Annotated in this window: 17 protein-coding genes; 10 read left to right on the top strand and 7 right to left on the bottom strand. The window is 47.6% G+C overall.

Annotated features, from left to right (window positions below; translation table 11 throughout):
• Positions 1 to 98: 98 nt before the first annotated feature.
• Positions 99 to 671, bottom strand: coding sequence for a TetR/AcrR family transcriptional regulator (locus ACQW03_RS12445; protein ID WP_104497617.1), 573 nt, complete (start codon positions 669 to 671; stop codon positions 99 to 101).
• A gap of 243 nt (positions 672 to 914) precedes the next feature.
• Here ACQW03_RS12445 and ACQW03_RS12440 point away from each other — a divergent pair, with 243 nt between their 5' ends.
• The 5 genes from ACQW03_RS12440 to ACQW03_RS12420 all read left to right on the top strand — a co-directional run bounded on the left by ACQW03_RS12440 (position 915) and on the right by ACQW03_RS12420 (position 4,342).
• Positions 915 to 1,655, top strand: a complete 741-nt coding sequence (locus ACQW03_RS12440; protein ID WP_071643843.1) for an ABC transporter ATP-binding protein — start codon at positions 915 to 917, stop codon at positions 1,653 to 1,655.
• Entirely contained in the window at positions 1,652 to 2,413 is a 762-nt protein-coding gene (locus tag ACQW03_RS12435) for an ABC transporter permease (RefSeq protein WP_441949929.1), read from the top strand. Before ACQW03_RS12440 ends, ACQW03_RS12435 begins: the two co-directional genes overlap by 4 nt.
• Positions 2,414 to 2,537: 124 nt before the next feature.
• A complete protein-coding gene (locus ACQW03_RS12430) occupies positions 2,538 to 2,765 on the top strand; it encodes a KGG domain-containing protein (protein ID WP_441949927.1) in 228 nt (75 codons plus the stop codon).
• A gap of 243 nt (positions 2,766 to 3,008) precedes the next feature.
• A complete protein-coding gene (locus ACQW03_RS12425; RefSeq protein WP_441949925.1) occupies positions 3,009 to 3,305 on the top strand; it encodes a hypothetical protein in 297 nt (98 codons plus the stop codon).
• A gap of 134 nt (positions 3,306 to 3,439) precedes the next feature.
• Complete coding sequence (locus ACQW03_RS12420; RefSeq protein WP_071643849.1) at positions 3,440 to 4,342, top strand: AraC family transcriptional regulator; 903 nt, start codon at positions 3,440 to 3,442, stop codon at positions 4,340 to 4,342.
• 190 nt (positions 4,343 to 4,532) lie between these two features.
• On the opposite strand, the gene ACQW03_RS12415 is transcribed toward ACQW03_RS12420, so the two are convergent.
• The 3 genes from ACQW03_RS12415 to ACQW03_RS12405 all read right to left on the bottom strand — a co-directional run bounded on the left by ACQW03_RS12415 (position 4,533) and on the right by ACQW03_RS12405 (position 5,765).
• Positions 4,533 to 4,706: a hypothetical protein gene (locus tag ACQW03_RS12415; RefSeq protein WP_158659132.1), complete on the bottom strand. Its 174-nt coding sequence runs from the start codon at positions 4,704 to 4,706 to the stop codon at positions 4,533 to 4,535.
• Positions 4,703 to 4,876 carry a hypothetical protein gene (locus ACQW03_RS12410; RefSeq protein WP_179085896.1) on the bottom strand — a complete coding sequence of 58 codons (174 nt, stop codon included), beginning with the start codon at positions 4,874 to 4,876 and terminating at the stop codon, positions 4,703 to 4,705. The genes ACQW03_RS12415 and ACQW03_RS12410 overlap by 4 nt, the downstream gene beginning before the upstream one ends.
• A 442-nt stretch (positions 4,877 to 5,318) precedes the next feature.
• Complete coding sequence (locus tag ACQW03_RS12405; protein ID WP_441949922.1) at positions 5,319 to 5,765, bottom strand: hypothetical protein; 447 nt, start codon at positions 5,763 to 5,765, stop codon at positions 5,319 to 5,321.
• 311 nt (positions 5,766 to 6,076) lie between these two features.
• Between ACQW03_RS12405 and ACQW03_RS12400 the strand changes: the two genes are divergently transcribed.
• Positions 6,077 to 7,258 (top strand): serine hydrolase domain-containing protein, encoded by a 1,182-nt coding sequence (locus ACQW03_RS12400; protein WP_441949920.1) that lies wholly within the window; start codon positions 6,077 to 6,079, stop codon positions 7,256 to 7,258.
• Here ACQW03_RS12400 and ACQW03_RS12395 read toward each other — a convergent pair.
• On the bottom strand, positions 7,244 to 7,687 hold the full coding sequence (locus ACQW03_RS12395; protein WP_025724086.1) for an Lrp/AsnC family transcriptional regulator: 444 nt from the start codon (positions 7,685 to 7,687) through the stop codon (positions 7,244 to 7,246). The genes ACQW03_RS12400 and ACQW03_RS12395 overlap by 15 nt on opposite strands.
• 156 nt (positions 7,688 to 7,843) lie before the next feature.
• Between ACQW03_RS12395 and ACQW03_RS12390 the strand changes: the two genes are divergently transcribed.
• On the top strand, positions 7,844 to 9,022 hold the full coding sequence (locus ACQW03_RS12390; protein ID WP_076292786.1) for an MFS transporter: 1,179 nt from the start codon (positions 7,844 to 7,846) through the stop codon (positions 9,020 to 9,022).
• A 102-nt stretch (positions 9,023 to 9,124) separates the two neighbouring features.
• Here ACQW03_RS12390 and ACQW03_RS12385 read toward each other — a convergent pair whose 3' ends face one another.
• Complete coding sequence (locus ACQW03_RS12385) at positions 9,125 to 9,832, bottom strand: SDR family oxidoreductase (protein ID WP_441949917.1); 708 nt, start codon at positions 9,830 to 9,832, stop codon at positions 9,125 to 9,127.
• 59 nt (positions 9,833 to 9,891) lie between these two features.
• Positions 9,892 to 10,836 (bottom strand): helix-turn-helix domain-containing protein, encoded by a 945-nt coding sequence (locus ACQW03_RS12380; protein WP_071643863.1) that lies wholly within the window; start codon positions 10,834 to 10,836, stop codon positions 9,892 to 9,894.
• Positions 10,837 to 11,002: 166 nt separating this feature from the next.
• Between ACQW03_RS12380 and ACQW03_RS12375 the strand changes: the two genes are divergently transcribed.
• The 3 genes from ACQW03_RS12375 to ACQW03_RS12365 all read left to right on the top strand — a co-directional run bounded on the left by ACQW03_RS12375 (position 11,003) and on the right by ACQW03_RS12365 (position 19,322).
• Positions 11,003 to 13,201, top strand: coding sequence for a glycoside hydrolase family 52 protein (locus ACQW03_RS12375; RefSeq protein WP_441949914.1), 2,199 nt, complete (start codon positions 11,003 to 11,005; stop codon positions 13,199 to 13,201).
• Positions 13,202 to 13,236: 35 nt separating this feature from the next.
• On the top strand, positions 13,237 to 15,405 hold the full coding sequence (locus ACQW03_RS12370) for an alpha-glucuronidase family glycosyl hydrolase (protein ID WP_441949912.1): 2,169 nt from the start codon (positions 13,237 to 13,239) through the stop codon (positions 15,403 to 15,405).
• Between the two features lie 323 nt (positions 15,406 to 15,728).
• Positions 15,729 to 19,322 carry a family 14 glycosylhydrolase gene (locus ACQW03_RS12365; RefSeq protein ID WP_441949910.1) on the top strand — a complete coding sequence of 1,198 codons (3,594 nt, stop codon included), beginning with the start codon at positions 15,729 to 15,731 and terminating at the stop codon, positions 19,320 to 19,322.
• Positions 19,323 to 19,400 lie beyond the last annotated feature (78 nt).

Raw genomic sequence — 19,400 nt, 5'->3', positions numbered from 1 at the left:
ATCTACATTATACAGATGTATTTTACCCTTCGGGTCTGCGACACAATCATGTTAGCTGCATCAGGTTGAAATCAGACTTCTTTGGTAAGCTCGACATCTCACTTTTGCCGCACACGCAGACCTGCCAAAAAGGTAGCCATCATCACCTCAATACTCCGGTCCACCTCCACAGGTAAACCAAAGCCGCCCTTTTGTTCAAGCGAGGCGAATCCATGAAGCAGACTACGGAATCCCCTCGCTGCATGAATGCAATCTTCTTCCTTGAAGCCATAACCACTGGACAGGACGGTAATGACCAGCTCGGCCACGCGATCCGCAGCCTGCCTCATTTCGGTATCATTTCGATCAGTTGCATACAGCATCGCTTCATACAAACCGGGTCGCTCCCGAGCATACCGCATATACGCCTTCCCCATAGCGGTCAGCGCATCTTCGCCCGCTCTACCAACCGCTGCGCTCATCAAAGCTTCCTCCAACTGTTCGAGACTGTGCAATGCCAGTACTTGGCGCAGTCCGTTCAATCCGTTCACGTGGTTATACAAGGACGGAGGGCGAATATGCAGCTTTTGCGCCAGCGTGGTGAGCGTGACATCCCCCATCCCTTGTTCATTGGCAATGTCCTCGGCAGCCCGTAGGATATCTTGCAGCTTTACTCCGTTTCTAGGCGACATCATCCTGTCTCCTTTCATCGAATTTCTATGTAATCCGGTTCCTTATACCTATACATAATTGATCTAGTTTCTATTTTAACTAATCCTGTTAGTTTATACAAAGAAAATGCCGTTTACAACAGCCAACCTGCATCGAACCTTTATAGAAGAGCATAGCAGTCATTACTGATATAATAAAAAAATAAGATTATAGAACGGATCTGATCCCTTTCTCGATCCCCTACAAAGGAGCTAGCTATATCTATGGAACCCAAGCCACTTCCAGCTATTGAATTCAATCACATTCTCAAATATTTCGCCGGGTCTGGACAGCAACGTACGGTTCTGAACGGGATTACGGCAAAAGTTTCCCCCGGCAAAATCACCACGTTGGTCGGTCCATCGGGGTCTGGTAAAAGCACGTTGCTTTCACTGTGCAACCTCCTAATGACACCGGATGAAGGGGACATCCGTGTCCTCGGCAAACCGATATCGGATTGGGAAATCCCTGAACTGAGACGGAAAGTAGCATTGGTTTTTCAGGATGCTCCCGTGCTTCAGGGAACTGTCCTGTACAATCTCCAAACCGTAGAACGGCTGCACGGTACAGTGCTGGATGATCCTGCCGGCCTGTTGGAACGCGTAGGACTCACCCGCGATCTGTTGGAACAAAAGGCGCAGGAACTGTCCGGTGGACAAAGACAGCGCTTGGCCTTGGCGCGGACGCTCGCGAACCGCCCGGATATTTTATTGCTGGATGAGATTACTTCTGCACTGGACCCTGCCTCAGTCAAAGAGGTTGAGGAACTGCTGCTGCAAATGAACAAAGAAGAGGGAACAACGATGATCTGGATTACGCATCATATGGAACAAGCCCGCAGGATAGGCCACGAGACATGGCTGATGATCGACGGAAGACTGGTAGAACAAGCGGATACGGAGACATTTTTTAATGCTCCGCAGCATAGTGAGACCCGCAGGTTTGTAGCAGGAGAATGGGTATGACGATTGTTGCCTTGATTCTCTCTCTCGGTTTTGTATTTATCGCCATCGTCATGTCCAAATCCTTCAAACTCGGTCTGGACCGAGACATTATCATCGCCACGATCAGAGCGTCGATTCAACTGCTGGCGATTGGATATGTATTGCATTTGATTTTTGGAATGCAAAGCTACGGATTTATCGTATTATTCATTCTGCTCATGATTACCGTAGCCTCACAAAATGTTACGCGCAAAGGACGATTTATCCCCGGTCTCATGTGGAAGTCATTCCTGACGTTGCTGTGTGTGGAAATCGTTACGCAGGCGTTCCTGATTGGCCTGCATATTATTCCGGCGACAGCCCGATATATGATTCCGATTAGCGGCATGATCATTGGCAGCTCCATGATTTTGTCCAGCCTGCTGGTGTCCCGGCTCAAGTCGGAAGTCCTGCTGCGCAAGCCTGAAATCATGCTCATTCTGGCGCTAGGCGGCACGCCTAGACAAGCCATCTTCCCTATACTCAAGGATTGCATACGTTCCAGTATGATTCCAACCATTGAGGGGCAGAAAACGTTAGGGCTTGTCCAGCTTCCCGGCATGATGACCGGACAAATCATCGCAGGTGCCAATCCGATTGCCGCCGTGCGTTTGCAATTGCTAATCGTATTTACTACCATGACCTCTGCTATTTTGACCAGCGTGCTGCTAAGCTTGTTCATTTATCCGGCATTATTTACCCGCCAGCAACAATTGAACACAGAAGCATGGGAACGCTGATCGAGGCGGATATATCCAGTTATTTACCAGCCTATATAAAAAAGTAGACATGTTTAATTCCTGACATGAAGGTTAATAGATACACGAACACGCTTTACTAAAATTCGATGAGGAGTGATTGAACATGGCTAACAACAACCAAAATGGCAAACTGAGTCGCGAAGAGGCAGGACGTTTAGGTGGAGAAGCTACTGCTAAAAATCACGACAAAGAATTTTATCAGGAGATTGGCGAAAAAGGTGGCGAAGCCCGTGGCAATTCAGACCAAAGTGATAGCGACGGGAGAATGAGTAGGGAAGAAGCTGGCCGTAGAGGCGGCGAAGCCCGCGCACGTCAGCGTAGGGATAACTGACAATAGGGAATGTGTGGTCGGTGCAATTGTAATGTAGAGGCACAGACTGCGTATAAACACGAAGTATAATGGAACTTTATGTTATAAAAGCCTATCTGCCTGAACAACGGCAGATAGGCTTTTTGTGTGAAAGTTACTTTCATCATCGGATCATACACCTTACAATATACATAAACAGGTTAAATAACCAATCATACATATTTTATTACAAATGAAAGAATGAATTGTAGGAGGTTTGCGCGAATGTTGATTACAAAGAATAAAACAGTTGCAACTATTTTAAGAATTATATTTTTTTCACTGATTTTCAGCTGGATTTATTATTATTCAGGTCATCACTCAGCAGAAACCGCTAAATTAGTTAAAACTACAGATGATTACTTGGTCATACAGAGAGATGCTTCTAACGGAAGTGAATATAAAGAATTATATATTTCCTCAAAGTCTGTGATCCCTCCTCTGGTTATAGGCAAACAATATTATTTCGTGTCTGATCAAAGGTACTTTCAACGCCCATATATCCGTTATGTAGAGGAATAAAATAGTACAAGACAACAAGGACTAACATAGCCCTTGACTAAAGCTTCATAAATAATACAAAAGAATGCATGCAACTCAAGTCAAATATTCCTGCATTCCGGCTGTTAAGATGGAGTCGAAAGGAGGGAACCCTCGTGTACGAATGGAACGAAATGGTCCAGCTCATGATCGATTGGATTGATAATAATCTTACTTCAGCACCTTCGTTGTTGAGAATGTCCGATCAGTTAGGCTACTCCCCTTACTACTGTACAAAACAGTTTCATTCTCTTACAGGAATGACGTTAAGGGATTATGTGTGGATGCGCCGGATTAGCCGTGCTGCACTGGAACTCCGGGATAGCAATGTCCGCATCCTCGATGTTGCAGTAAAGTATGGGTTTTCTTCACAGGAGGCTTTTACACGGGCATTTGTAAAAGCGTTTGAGGTAACTCCGGCTGTATACCAGAAGGAGCCCCGACCTATTCCGTTAGCCATTCGTGTTGAGGTATTCTCTCCTTATCATTACCATTTGAAGGAGCGGGATAAGATGGTTAAGGATCATTTGCAAGAAGCTGAAGTCAAAATCGAGCGTATACCAGCACACAAATTTATTGGAATTTGGGATACTTCTTCACGAAACTACGGTGATTTCTGGAGAAACGGTCACAATTGTGATGAAATTTGCGGAACATTGGAAAGCATGTCTCATCTCAAGCTTCCCGAACAATTGGGTCAAACTGCGGGCTGGTTCTATCAGGATGGTCAGAAGGGCTATCTCTATGGAATACCGGTCGCCGCTGACTATGCCGGAGAGATTCCCGCAGGAATGAAGTGCCGGGACATTCCCGAATCAGATTATCTGGTGTTTTTCCACCCACCCTTCAATTATTTAAAAAACAATGGAGACGTTATGAGAACGGTGGAGGAGAAAGCTTGGAACTTTGACCCTAGCAGCCTGGGGTATGAATGGGATGAGGAAACGAAGCAGGATTATCAGCGGCATTTCCCGGAAGGATACGGCTACGCAGTGTTACGTCCAGTGAAAAAAGTGTAGAGAAAAAGAATACGAAGAAGCCGCTACGATCAGAATGCTGTTCATCCTCTTGCTAAAGTCTGTTAAAAAATAATAACAGTTATTACTAACGGGTTTCATTTTGAGGTGCAATACACATCGAATTGACATTGTGAACACAATAGGATGTAAATATAGAATAAACCGATCACTGAATCATACAGTTGTCGGTTTATTCTTGATCAGTATTTTTATTTTGCAAGTAACTATCAATGATTTTAACCCAGCTATCAGCAAGTATCCTCTCTATGGTAAAATCCCGTTTAACGATTAGATTACGAATTGTACTCTTGCCACTTCCGTTGTTTCCTGCGAATACAAACATAGTAGCAAACGGCTCACTCATGATAAAATATCCTGTTCTTTAATTCGTTCGACTTGACCATCACTGTACTCTTTAACAAATTGACCATCCGGCGTTTTGTAGACGATATATGTGCCATTTGCTTTAGCGTCCAGTTTTGCTCTATCTCCAGTTAGTTTGATTAGCTTGCCTAGATCGTGTGTACGATTCATTCAGCCATCACCATCCCATCCAAATCATATATCGAGAGTATATCATAAATCGAAAAGTCTGAAAGAATCCAGCGTCACTCAAATCCATATAAATACCGCACGGCTAAAAATCGTGACATGTAAGTAGGATCGAAATATCGTTCTTTTTAATACATTTTAATAAATAAATTTGGAATAAATGCTACCTTCAGCCAGGCAATGAAATCTTTTCGTGTTTGCTGGTCCTACTCTCATGTCTAGTTATTACTGTAAATATTACGGGGTACGACGACTACAATATACTATTAGCTATTATTAGCCCGTTGGTTTGGATGTATGAATCATTTCGATTTGTGCGAGAGGCAGACATCCCCATAGCCATTGTTTACTTCACTACACTAGTTTTCTGGTATCTCATTGGATACGCTTTGGACCGTTTGATTAGAAAATCGAAAAATTAAAATCACTTGAAATTATTTTCCAAAATATTATCTACCTTCTCAGGCTCGTACTCGACCGTTCTGTAGTCAGGTGATGAAGGAGTCATATTGATCACAACATTTCTCATTTGTAGTTGGTACTTTCCTTCCTCAAAAGCAAGAATATGCTTAATGGGAGGTAACTCCATATCCTCATACTTCGTTATCGACGAAACAACAACCTTTGAAGGGTTAAAATCATCCATAGACACGATACGATAATCAATCGGTGTTCCCTGAGCTTTTAGAAAGTTAAGCCGTGCCTGTTCTGTTTTAAAGCGATAATCATCAGACAGTGAAATCATCTTATCGTAATCGCGACTCATAGAAGCGTTCATATATTCTGAAAATGTCGAGACAGCAGCCTCTTTGGGCTTATCGGGAAGTTTATAAGGTTCCTTATCCCCTCCAAAACCTGCAATTACGGTCAAAATCCCTCCTAGGACAACCAAGCAAGCCAACTTATTACGCGATACAAGCCTCAATAAATAAAACCCCCTTTGTTGTAAATTTTACCACCTATTTTCAACGTATCTCAACTTAAAAAGCCACTGTAAAGCGCAGCATAACTTCTTGTTAAATCCCATTCATTTAAATCCAAGGCCATTCTTTTAATATAATTTTATTTTAACGTTAATACTCACTGAACACCTTTGTTACCTTATGTAATGTCGTCTTCCCATCCTGTAAACTAAGTTCCATCAAGCGATAACCGCTGGATCATAGAGAGGATGGGATATTTATGAGTTTGGATAATAGAGTTTTTGCGATACAAGCTGGTCTGGACGGACGTGTAAATGCAGTTATAGATCAAACCCTTGCTGAGAAGCGCCTGATCGGCGCAGTCGTCATGATATATATGGATGGTTCACCCGTGTATGTCCGAGCGGCGGGGCTGGCTGATCGAGAAGAACAACGTCCTATGCATGAGGATGCTTTATTTCGGCTTTCTTCCGTATCCAAACCGATTGTATCGACTGCGGCTTTGGTTTTGGCAGCCCAAGGATTGATTAAGCTCGATGAATCTATTGAACGCTGGTTGCCCGACTTTCGCCCCCGATTAATCAGTGGTGAGCAGCCCTCCATTACAGTACGCCAATTGCTAACACATACTGCCGGGTTGACCTATGGCTTTTTAGAGGAAGAAGGCGGCGGTCCCTATCATCGTGCAGGCGTATCAGATGGCATGGATTTTTCAAATCTTACGCTGGAAGAGAACTTGCAATGTTTGGCTTCTGCGCCTCTGTTATATGCACCGGGTAAAGCGTGGGGATATTCGATTGCTACTGATGTGCTCGGCGCGATCATTAGCCGTGTATGTGGCACAACCCTTGATGCAGCTGTTAAAAAACTCGTTACAGAACCTCTCGGTATGCACGACACCAGTTTCGCGGTCGCGGATGCCGGACGGCTTGCGGCTCCTTATGTCAACGATATATCAGAACCCCGGCGGATGCGCGAGCTTGAGGTTGCGCAGGTTTTTGAAGGCACCGCTGGACTTCGTTTTCAGCCTGCACGAGCCTTTGATCCCACGGCTTTCCACTCTGGTGGCTCTGGTATGATCGGCAGCGCAAAAGATTTCATGCTGCTGCTGGAAACACTGCGAAACGGCGGCAATCCGTTACTTTCAGAGGAATGGGTCCGTGAAATGGGCACCATCCAGACCGGGAACCTCCCCTTGGCAGGTTGGCCGGGGCGGGGCTTTGGACTGGGATTCACCGTACTCCAAAATCCCGACGAAAGCGGAACAGCAGAATCACCCGGAACGTGGCGTCTCGGAGGAGCTTACGGTCATTCATGGTTCGTTGATCCCGCACTAAGACTCAGTGTGGTCGCCTTTACCAATACAGCATTTGAAGGGATGTCAGGTCCGTTTACAACCGAGCTTTGCCAAGCCATTTACGATAGCTCAAATAGGGTCTAATAAAGTGGGAGTTACATGTTTATGGTTCACAGGCGAGGACAGGACAATTAACGTGGTAGAGTGCCCGTGCTTTCCACACTCATCCCCGAACTGCTCCAGTTTGAGCATAGACTCAACCATGACTTTCAGTAAGTAATTTTGCTCGCCGCTGATTCTATGGCACTCAATGACTTCAGGTGCAGATTGGCAAAACTCAACAAATGAATTGCATTGATTCGTGTGCACGAGCACGTGAGCCATGATCGGCTTTCCAACTTTCTCATGTGAAACTATGGCACGATACCCGGCGATGATACCTTTATCCTCCATGCGCCGCACTCTTTCCGTTACGGCAGGCTGGGAAAGTCCAACCTCCTTACCCAGCTCGGTCATGGAGATACGCGCCTGGTTTTGTAGACACAACAAAATTTTATGATCCACTTGATCCATCAAATCCATCTCCTTAAGTCCAAGGTAATATTACAAAAACACAATTATTATTATGTATTATTCCGAATATTGCCTTATTATTTTATGATTTAATGAAATATTAGCATACAAAATCAAGGACGTAAAGCAGGAAGAAGTGGAGAAGGAATGAAACTAATGAAATATAGTAAGCCCCTGCTTTTCATTGCGCTTGGCCTATTTGGCGTATACACGATCGAGTTCGGTGTCGTTGGCATTTTGCCGGTCATCATTGAACGTTTTCATATTACGGCAGCCCAGGCCGGGTTTCTTGTCAGTTCATTTGCATTGATCATCGCGCTGTTCGGTCCCTTCATGGTGCTATGGATGTCCAGGTTTAACCGCAAACGAATCATGACAATGTCGTTGTTTGTTTTTGCCGTAACAAGCTTGCTGTCAGCCTATACATCAAACTTTTATCTACTAGTAATTTTACGTATCATTCCGGCTCTGTTTCACCCGGTGTATTTCTCGCTTGCCTTTGTCGCCGCCACTGCGTTGTATCCCCCGGAAAAAGCAACGCAAGCTTCCGCCAAAGCCTTTCTCGGCACGAGCATGGGGATGGTACTCGGTATTCCAATTACGGCTTATATCGCCAATCAATTTTCATATGAGGCCTCCTTCTGGTTTACTGCGGTAGCGAATGGGATTGCAGGGATCGGTATTTTATTTATGCTGCCGGATACACCACAAGCCGAAATGTTCTCCTATCGGAAGCAGCTTGGTATTTTGCGTAAGGCGTCGCTGTGGCTCAATATCGGGGCGGCTACTTTTATTTTTGCAGCCATGTTCTCGGTGTATAGCTATTCTGCCGAATATTTGGGGCAAAATACAGGGATGAGCAGCAATGTTATCAGCTTTCTGCTTATTATTTTCGGCATCGGCGGTATGCTCGGCAATCTGTTGGCTGGCAAGCTCATGGGCTTGCATAAGGTACGCACCGCTCTTTTTCATCCAGTAGCCTTGGGAGGCACCTATTTGCTGTTGTACGGGATCAGTTCTTCATTTATCCCTACGCTCTTCATCATTATCGTGTGGGGGGCCGTTCATACCAGCGGACTGATTGTCGCCCAGATTTGGGTGATTGATGAGGCCAAAGAAGCTCCCGCGTTTGCCAACAGTCTTTATATCTCGTTTATTAACCTAGGGGTCTCACTGGGCTCGCTGGCAGGGGGGTGGTTTATGGTCAGAGCGGGGATCCATGGGACGCTATGGAGCGGTTTGCTGTTCGCCATGCTGGCGATGGTATGCATCGGGTCTAAAGTGATTTACCCACGTATTTTGCGAAAATATAAAGGGTTAGATGTACAAAGCTAAAGAGTTGCAAGAGGGCCAAGCCTGTTATCATAAAAAACCGGTTCAACACTTTGTATGGTGTTGAACCGGTTTTTGTTTGAAAATTGATTCCTGCCTGTCGGATTAGATCAACGTATAACCGCCATCCGGGAACAGCACGCTTCCGGTGGTAAACTTGTTCGTCATCAGATACAACACAGTATGTGCGATCTCCTCATTATACCCCACTCGACGGAGCAAGGTTACTTCCTTGTATTCCTCAAAAGCCTGTGCCCGCTGCTCACCCTCAGGGCCGTCTCTCCAGATCGTGCCAGGAGATACGACATTAACCCGTACTGGGGCCAATTCTACTGCCAACGCCTTGCCCAAACTTTCAATCGCGCCGTTAGCCGCTCCATATGTAGCACCAAACCCCATCGGTCGTTGACTGAAAGCTCCGGACATGAGGACGATCGAGCCGTCCTTGGAGATATGTGGTACCGCATGCTTGGCAGCAAAATATTGCGGCCAGAATTTCCCCTCGAACGGGGTTTTAGCCTTTTCCGTATCTATCGTGATCGGACCACGCGTGTAGCTTGCTCCCGGTGTAAACAGATGGTCGAATGCTCCGACTTTTTCAAAAAATGCTTGAACCTCTTCCTCTATCTGATTATTCAGTTGGAAGGTTTCCACCGATTCGGCAGGGATGACCTTCTTCGCCTGTTCCAGTTTTTCCGCGGAACGCCCAGCGATCACAATGCTTGCCCCTTGCTTTGCTGCTTCTATGGCTGTTGCCAGCCCTATACCTGCACTGCCGCCAATCACGACGACACGTTGATTATATAAATTCATATTATTCTCAGCTCCTTTATAAGGATTATATCATAACTATTTTAAAGACATACTTATTTTTATTCGAATGGGCTTTCCTGCACCGTGCTTTTGCGATAGGATGTCGGCGATTGGCCCGACCAGCGCTTGAACTGTCTGCTAAAATGCGCAATATCCCCATAGCCGAGCATATCGGCAATTTGTTGCACCGACCATTGCGGATCAGCCAACAGCAACTTGGCCTCATGCAGCACAAGCCCGGATAGATATACACGGGGAGATACGCCGAAAACGCTACGGAATACACGATTACAATGGGACACGCTAATACCTAGCTCGGATGAAATCCCCTCGATCCCATCCTGCTTTTCCACCGAGCCAGCCTGTCCATAAGGCTGATTCACTCTGCCCTGAAGACGACTGGCAATCTGATGGGCAAGCTCTGCCTGCACATATCCACGCTCCGGCAGATGGGCCGCTTCACTGGATACAGCCTCCCACAACGTTGCGAACAGTTCAAACACAGCAGATTGAATCCGCATTCGCTTTGCCACCGAATCACTACCTACTCCTATGTCTTCCGGCGTTGAAAGATCGAGCAATTTGCCCAGCGCTGGTCCCATCTGCCCTGCCACTGTTCCTTCAGCTGGAAACAGCACCTGCTCCAGACGACTCAGGAGCGAGAGAAACAGCTTATCATCAATGTCGAAATGCATACAAAAATACGTAAATCCCTCTCCGTTACTATAGCTGGAGTGGACAATCCCCGGTCGCAGCAGCACCAGATCACCCTGTCGCTGGGTATAGCTGCGACCATCTACAACCATGATCTGTTCTCCCGCAAGCACGATGTTAATCTCATATTGAGGATGCTCGTGTAGCGGATATCTCCACTCTCTTCCGACACTTCGTGTATGAATAGCAAACAAATTGACTGTGGTTCGCACATCGGGAAAAAAGAATTCCTCTCCGGCAACTGTAAGGTCTGGATGATGGGGGCGCTTCGGTAAACGTGATGTCGACATGTTTTCCCTCCTGGCTTACTTGCATGGATATACTCCAGTATATCGCTTTCAGCGCGATTTGGATAAATAGTTGAGCGATTTGACAATGGTTCCCCACCACATGACATGCTAGGCTCTAAGTGAAGTTACTCAAAGTTAAACTTTATCATGAAAGGGGTTTCATCATATGTCGAAAAATATATTCTATAACACACAGCATGCACCTATCGGTTCTTTTTCCAGCTTTACACTTGGGTTTAAGGGTAATCGCGGCGGACTTGGTTTGGAGCTGGGTAAGCCTGCCGATGAAAATGTATATATCGGGCTGCAATCCAGAGATGGCGGAGTATACGAGGCGCTTCCCTTTTTTGCATCCACACAGGATGAAAGTGCCCGCTACGACGTGGAGAAAAAGGGTAAACGAACGGAACCGCAGCTTATCGCCTTTGCCGATTCAGACATTACCCGTGAGCTAAAAGTAGGAACGGATACATGGCAGGCGGGCGATTTGACGTTCCGGCTGTACTCTCCTGTTCGCCCGGTGCCCGAGCCGGGAACCGCAGGTATGGATGAGCTGCGGGCAGCGTTGGTCCCGGCGGTATTCGCCGAGCTAACCGTCGATAACACACAGGGGACTGCAGCGCGAAGAGCTTTTTTCGGCTATCAGGGCAGTGATCCGTATAGCGGCATACGCATTATAGGAGAAGATCCGCGTAGGGACGCTACGGATTCTACCCAATTAGAAGAAAGACTTACAGGCATCGGCCAAGGACGCAGCACAGCCATTGTGACCAACAGCAGTGAAGCAGTGCCTGCCAGCGGATTTACAATAGAGAAACTGCTTGGAGAGACCATGGCCGAGAATTTATCCTTTGGCCTGGGCGCGACGGGTGCGCTTCTGATGGACGTTCCCGCAGGTGAGAAGCGCACGTACGCCTTCGCCATATGCTTTTATCGTGGCGGCATTGTGACAACAGGCCTCGAAGCATCGTATTACTATACCCAGCTGTTCAAGGATATTGAAGACGTGGGAAGCTATGCGTTGAAGCATTTTACAGATCTCACCGCAGCCTGTGTTCAGGCTAATCGCTGGATGGAGTCGGCCAACCTGAGCCCGGATCAGGAATTTATGCTCGCTCAGGCGATTCACAGCTATTACGGCAGCACCCAACTGCTGAGTCACCAAGCGGACGGAGAACCGATCTGGGTTGTGAACGAAGGCGAGTATCGGATGATGAATACACTCGATTTGACGGCAGATCAGCTCTACTATGAATTGATTTTAAATCCATGGACGGTACGCAACGAGCTGGAGTGGTTTGTCCAAAGGTACAGCTATCGGGATGAGGTACGCTTTCCGGGAGAGGAACAGACCTATACCGGTGGTATCACGTTTACGCATGATATGGGCGTGGCAAACGTGTTCTCCCGGCAGGGGTATTCTTGTTATGAGCTGGCTGGGATTGACGACTGCTTCTCTTACATGAGCCATGAGGAACTGGTGAACTGGCTTTGCTGCGCTACGGTATATATCGAGCAGACACAGGATCAGTCATTTACAACACGTATGCTGCCTGTCTTGTGTGACTGTTTCGAAAGCATGCTGCGGCGGGATCACCCCGACCCGGCACAACGAAACGGCTTGATGGGCTTGGACAGCTCTAGAACCCGGGGAGGCGCGGAAATTACGACCTACGACAGTCTGGACGTATCTCTGGGTCAGTCCCGCAACAACATTTATCTAGGCAGCAAATGCTGGGCAGTATATGTTGCACTGGAAAAGATATTTGCCTCAAAAGGGCTTAACTCCCTCTCACAGGAGGCTGGCTCACAGGCGGACAAATGCGCAGCAGCGATCACAGCACATATGACAGACAAGGGCTATATTCCTGCAGTTATTAAGGAAGGTAATGATTCGCAGATTATTCCTGCCATTGAGGGGCTGATCTTCCCTTACTTTACAGGATGTGAGGCTGCGCTTAAGCCTGATGGACGGTTCGGTGGATATATCCAAGCACTGCGGCGTCATTTGGAAACTGTACTGGTACCGGGAGTTTGTCTGTTTGAAGACGGAGGCTGGAAGCTGTCCTCGACCAGTAACAACTCCTGGCTGAGCAAAATCTATCTGTCACAGTTTATTGCCCGCGAGCTGCTGGAGCTGCCTTGGGAAGAAGCTGGGCAGGCCGCAGACGCTGCCCATGCCTCATGGCTCCTTCACCCTGAAGAATCCTATTGGTGCTGGAGCGATCAGATACTCTCCGGTATTGCTCACGGCAGTAAATATTATCCGCGCGGAGTTACCGCTATTTTGTGGATGTATGAAGGCAACGGCAACCGTCTGACTCTCCCTCAGCATATGAGTCAGGATCAGAAACAGCATGTCTGAGGATCATCTTCACCTGCCCAAAAGGAGGCTCCAATATGAGCAAGCTGATGGATATGCCAAAAGAGAGCGGCTATGCGGCTTGGCTGCATTACAGCCGCAATAGTAAGGTAGAAAAGCTGCCCGCTTGGTGCAAGGTCATCGTGGTCCATGGGACAGATGAAGTGCTTCAATCGGCTGCGAGTGAGCTTCAGCACGGATTGACCTCCATGTTTGGACAGCAGCCGAAGATCAGCTCCGTTCCTGTGAATACGCCATTCATTGCGCTGGGTACGTTCCCAGAGCATCCTTTGGTCGCAGAACGATTCAGCGCAGAGGAACAGGCCGAAGTAGGTGCCGAAGGCTACCGAATTCGCGGGATAGGGATGAAAGATCCCGCCTATTCGGCTTCGCACGGTAGCGATGAGTTCGAAGGGCAGTTCGTCACAGTCGCGGGGCAGACCTCCAAAGGCGTATTATACGGAGTCTTTCATCTGCTACGCTACCTGCAGGGAGGACTTGACGGGAAGTTAAAACCCTTTGACGAATCAATTCAAGCACCCATTCTAGACCAACTATCCAACCCTACAAATCCCATCCGCATGATTAATCACTGGGATAACATGGATGGTAGTGTAGAACGCGGGTATGCCGGCCGATCTATTTTCTACGATAATAATGCCTTTACGACAGATATGAAGCGCCTGCGAGACTATGCCCGTCTACTCGCTTCTGTAGGCATTCAGGCGCTATCCATTAATAATGTAAATGTTCATCAGGTAGAAACCGAGCTGATCACAGATAAATTCCTACCGGATGTGGCTAAAGTAGCTGCGGTGTTTCGCGCCTATGGCATACAGATCTACCTAAGCATTAACTATGCCAGCCCTATTCAGCTAGGCGGTTTAGCTACTGCCGATCCTCTGGAACCTGCTGTAGCTAAATGGTGGCAGGTCAAAGCCCAGGAAGTTTACGCCGCCGTTCCAGATTTGGGTGGCTTTGTGGTCAAGGCTGATTCCGAAAATCGGCCTGGACCCTTCAGCTACGGGCGAAATCACGCCGATGGAGCCAATATGCTGGCAGAGGCGTTGCAGCCCTATGGCGGACATGTAATCTGGCGCTGCTTTGTCTACAACTGCAAGCAGGACTGGCGCGATCGCAAAACAGATCGGGCTCGCGCAGCCTTTGACCATTTTAAACCACTGGATGGGCTGTTTCGGGAAAATGTCATTTTACAGATCAAAAATGGTCCCATGGATTTTCAGGTGCGGGAGCCTGTCTCCCCCCTGTTCGGTGCGCTGGAATCCACTCAGGTACTGCTGGAATTTCAAATTGCGCAAGAGTACACCGGGCAACAGAAACATCTATGTTACCTTGTTCCGCAATGGAAGGAGGTATTGGATTTTGACACCTATGCCCAAGGAAAAGGCTCCACCATCAAGCGTATCGTGAGTGGCGCTCTGCAATCTCCCAAGCAAACCAGCTATGGAATAGCTGCTGTATCCAGTATTGGTGCAGACACCAATTGGACTGGACATTTGCTCGCTCAGTCCAATCTTTATGGCTACGGTCGATTAGCATGGGACCCAGAGCTGTCCGCAGACGAAATCGCTGATGAGTGGGTTCGGCTGACGTTTGGCAAACCAGGAAAAAGCGACGGCGGAATAAATTTAGTTTCTACCATTAAGCAGATGCTGCTCGATTCATGGAATATCTACGAATCATACACCGCCCCCCTCGGGGTCGGCTGGATGGTCAACCCTGATCACCACTATGGGCCGAATGTAGACGGGTACGAATATTCCATGTGGGGCACCTACCATTTTGCTGATTGCCGGGGGATCGGGGTAGATCGCACGACCGCAACCGGAACGGGCTATGCGGGACAATATTTTTCTCCCCCTGCCGATATCTACGAATCTACGGACACCTGCCCGGATGAGCTACTCTTATTCTTTCACCATGTTCCTTATACACACTTGCTCCACTCCGGCCAAACTGTCATACAGCACATCTATGATACCCATTTTGAAGGTGCAGAACGTGCGGCCCATCTCCGAGACACATGGGTTAGTCTACGAGGGCAACTGAATGCTGCCATGTATGAACAGGTGCTGGAGCGGCTGGAGCATCAGGCTGAGCATGCCAAAGAATGGCGGGATCGGATCAATACGTATTTCTACCGTAAAAGCGGCATTGCCGACCAGAAGAATCGCCCTATTTATTAAGTAAGCAACTATTAAACAAGCCACCTCTGCAATACTTTCATACAGACTGGAACAAGACTTTTATACGCTTAGGTTCACTTTCTCCTATACTGGCATTGGCTATCCGCACATCACTAAAAGGCATGCGTCTTACTAAGACCTATGCCTTATTTTTTTTGCCTGGAAACTTTTAAGCACACGGTTGCTTACGTAAAATGTCATATTTGTCCACTCTGAGTGTGCAATAAATTCTTCTTTTTATGCAACCGCTTGCTTTATACTGTTTTTGTAGACGTTTACAAAATGTTGTCGAATTAGACTATGCTTTGGGGAGGATGATCGGTTTGACCTTGTATCGAAGTCTATGGAACAAAGGGTGCCTGATTCTGCTAAGCCTTGTGCTATCTCTGACCGCCTTCATTGGCTCACCCTCCAATACCGCGAGTGCCGCGGTTGCTGAAGATTTTCAAGCTTCTGTCATGGGACCGTTGGCGAAAATTAATGACTGGGGGGCCTTCAAAAAGCAACTGCAAACGCTGAAAAGTAACGGTGTATATGCCATTACCACCGACGTCTGGTGGGGCCATGTGGAGAGCGCAGGAGACAACCAGTTCGATTGGAGCTACTACAAGACCTATGCAGATGCCGTAAAAGAAGTGGGATTGAAGTGGGTTCCTATTATCTCTACGCATAAGTGTGGGGGAAATGTGGGGGATGATTGCAACATCCCGCTGCCAAGCTGGCTGTCTAGCAAGGGCAGTGCAGATGAAATGCAGTTCAAGGATGAAAACGGTTTCGCCAATAACGAAGCCCTCTCTCCATTATGGAGCGGGACTGGTAAACAATATGACGAGCTATATGCCTCATTTGCTCAAACCTTTGCTAGCTACAAAAGCATCATTCCCAAAATTTATTTAAGCGGTGGGCCCTCTGGAGAATTGCGATATCCTTCATACTATCCGGCAGCGGGATGGAGTTATCCTGCACGGGGCAAATTCCAAGCCTACACTGAAACAGCCAAAAATGCGTTCCGCACGGCCATGAATGAAAAGTATGGATCAATGGACAAGATTAATGCAGCCTGGGGTACCAAGCTGAGCAGCCTTAGCCAAATCAATCCGCCGACTGACGGGGACGGATTTTACACGAACGGCGGGTATAATTCCACGTATGGGAAGGATTTTCTGTCGTGGTACCAAAGCGTGCTTGAGAAGCATCTGGGCGTCATCGGAGCTGCTGCACACAAAAACTTCGATTCCGTGTTCGGTGTCCGTATCGGAGCCAAGATTTCCGGTCTGCACTGGCAGATGAACAATCCTACCATGCCTCACAGCACAGAGCAAGCAGGTGGATATTATGATTACAACCGTCTCATCGAGAAGTTCAAAGATGCGGATCTGGATTTGACCTTTACTGCACTGGAGATGAACGACAGTGGTACAGCACCGAATTATTCCTTGCCGTCCACATTAGTAGATACCGTCTCCTCGATCGCTAATGCCAAGGGTGTTCGCCTGAATGGTGAAAATGCACTCCCGACTGGCGGCAGCGGATTCCAAAAAATTGAAGATAAAATCACGAAGTTCGGTTATCATGGCTTTACACTTTTACGCCTCAACAATCTCGTCAACAACGACGGCTCACCAACCGGTGAGATGAGTGGATTCAAACAGTATATTATCAGCAAGGCCAAGCCTGGCGGTAATGACGGGGGTACAGGTAACAAAGTAACGATATACTACAAAAAAGGCTTCAACTCACCTTACATTCACTACCGTCCGGCTGGCGGAAGCTGGACTGCTGCGCCTGGTGTGAAAATGCAGGATGCCGAGATTAGCGGCTATGCCAAAATTACCGTCGATATCGGGTCTGCCTCCCAATTGGAAGCCGCTTTTAATGACGGCAATAACAGCTGGGACAGCAACAACACCAAAAACTACTCCTTCAGCACGGGCACTTCTACTTACACGCCTGGTAACAGCGGCAATGCGGGAACGATCACATCAGGCGCTCCATCGGGCACGGTTCCCGGGGATGGCGGCGGTACAACTAACAAGGTAACGGTATACTACAAAAAAGGTTTTAACTCGCCTTACATTCACTACCGCCCGGCTGGCGGAAACTGGACTGCCGTACCTGGTGTGAAAATGCAGGATGCCGAGATTAGCGGCTATGCTAAAATTACCGTCGATATCGGGTCTGCCTCCCAACTGGAAGCCGCTTTTAATGACGGCAATAACAGCTGGGACAGCAATAACACGAAGAACTACCTTTTCAGCACGGGAACTTCTACCTATACGCCCGGCTCTAACGGAGCCGCAGGAACTATCCGAACGGGGGCACCTTCGGGGAGCATCCTCAGCGTAGGGACTTCCACCTACACAACCAACCTCAACGAAGTTGTAGGACCTATCCAAACAGTGGAACTTTCGGGTGCATCCTTAAACGTAGGCACTTCTACGTACGTACCCAACTCTAACGGAGTTGAAGTAACTATTCAAACGGAGGCGCCTTCGGGCGCCTTCACTCCTTTAGATCTGGGTATCCTCTCCAAGCCCACTCCCCTCAACACAGACTGGAGCAAACAGAGCATTTATTTTATCATGACAGACCGATTTAGCAACGGAGATCCATCCAACGATAATTACGGTGGCTTTAATTCCAACAACAGCGATCAGCGCAAGTGGCATGGTGGCGATTTTCAAGGTATTATTAACCAGCTCGACTACATTAAAAATATGGGGTTTACCGCCATCTGGATTACTCCGGTAACGATGCAAAAGAGCGAATACGCATACCACGGCTATCATACGTATGATTTTTATGCGGTAGACGGACATCTTGGTACCATGGACAAGTTCAAAGAGCTGGTTGGTAAGGCACACGACAAAAATATCGCTGTTATGCTGGACGTAGTTCCCAATCACACCGGCGATTTTCAACCTGGGAACGGCATCGCCAAGGCTCCTTTTGACAAAGCGGACTGGTATCATCACAATGGCGACATCACAGGAGCAGACTACAGCTCCAACAACCAATCGAAAATCGAAAACGGTGATGTGGCTGGATTAGATGACCTGAATCAGGACAACCCTGCAACAGCAAATGAGCTCAAAAACTGGATCAAATGGCTGTTGAACGAGTCGGGGGTCGACGGACTGCGGGTGGACACTGTGAAGCATGTACCCAAAGGGTTCCTGAAGGATTTTGACCAAGCCGCCAATACCTTCACCATGGGTGAAATTTTCCATGGCGACCCCGCCTATGTGGGCGATTATACCCGATATCTCGATGCCGCGCTGGATTTTCCGATGTATTATACAATCAAGGATGTGTTCGGACACGATCAATCTATGAGGAAAATCAAGGAGCGCTACTCAGATGATCGTTACTATCGCGATGCCCAGACCAACGGTGTATTTATCGACAATCATGATGTAAAACGTTTCCTGAATGACGCCTCTGGCAAGCCGGGTGCTAACTATGACAAATGGCCTCAGCTCAAGGCCGCCTTGGGCTTTACTTTGACCTCACGCGGGATTCCTATCATCTATCAAGGCACCGAGCAAGGCTTTAGTGGCGGAGATGATCCTGCCAACCGGGAAAACGTTGTGTTTAACGCCAACCATGACCTGTATCAGTACATCGCTAAGCTGAACTCTGTGCGCAACAACCACCCTGCTCTGCAAAACGGCAACCAAAAGGAAAAATGGGTGGACGACTCCTTTTACAGTTTTCAGCGCTCTAAAAATGGCGACGAGGCCATCGTCTTTATCAACAACTCCTGGAATAGCCAAACCCGCACGATTGGCAACTTCGATAATCTGTCCAACGGAACCCGCCTGACCAACCAGCTAAGCAACGACTCCGTTCAGATTAACAATGGCTCGATCACCGTAACTCTTGCTCCAAAGGAAGTTAAAATTTTCACCAAATGAGTTACATCGGTTATTCAATTGTGCTCAACTAAATGATAGAAGGATATACTAAAAAAGAGCATGGATGCTGGTAACATC

Source organism: Paenibacillus sp. DRB1-1 (assembly GCF_052119485.1).
Classification (GTDB): Bacteria; Bacillota; Bacilli; order Paenibacillales; family Paenibacillaceae; genus Paenibacillus; species Paenibacillus polymyxa_B.
The sequence above is the reverse complement of the archived record's forward strand: the minus strand, read 5'-3'. Positions and strand labels throughout refer to the sequence as shown.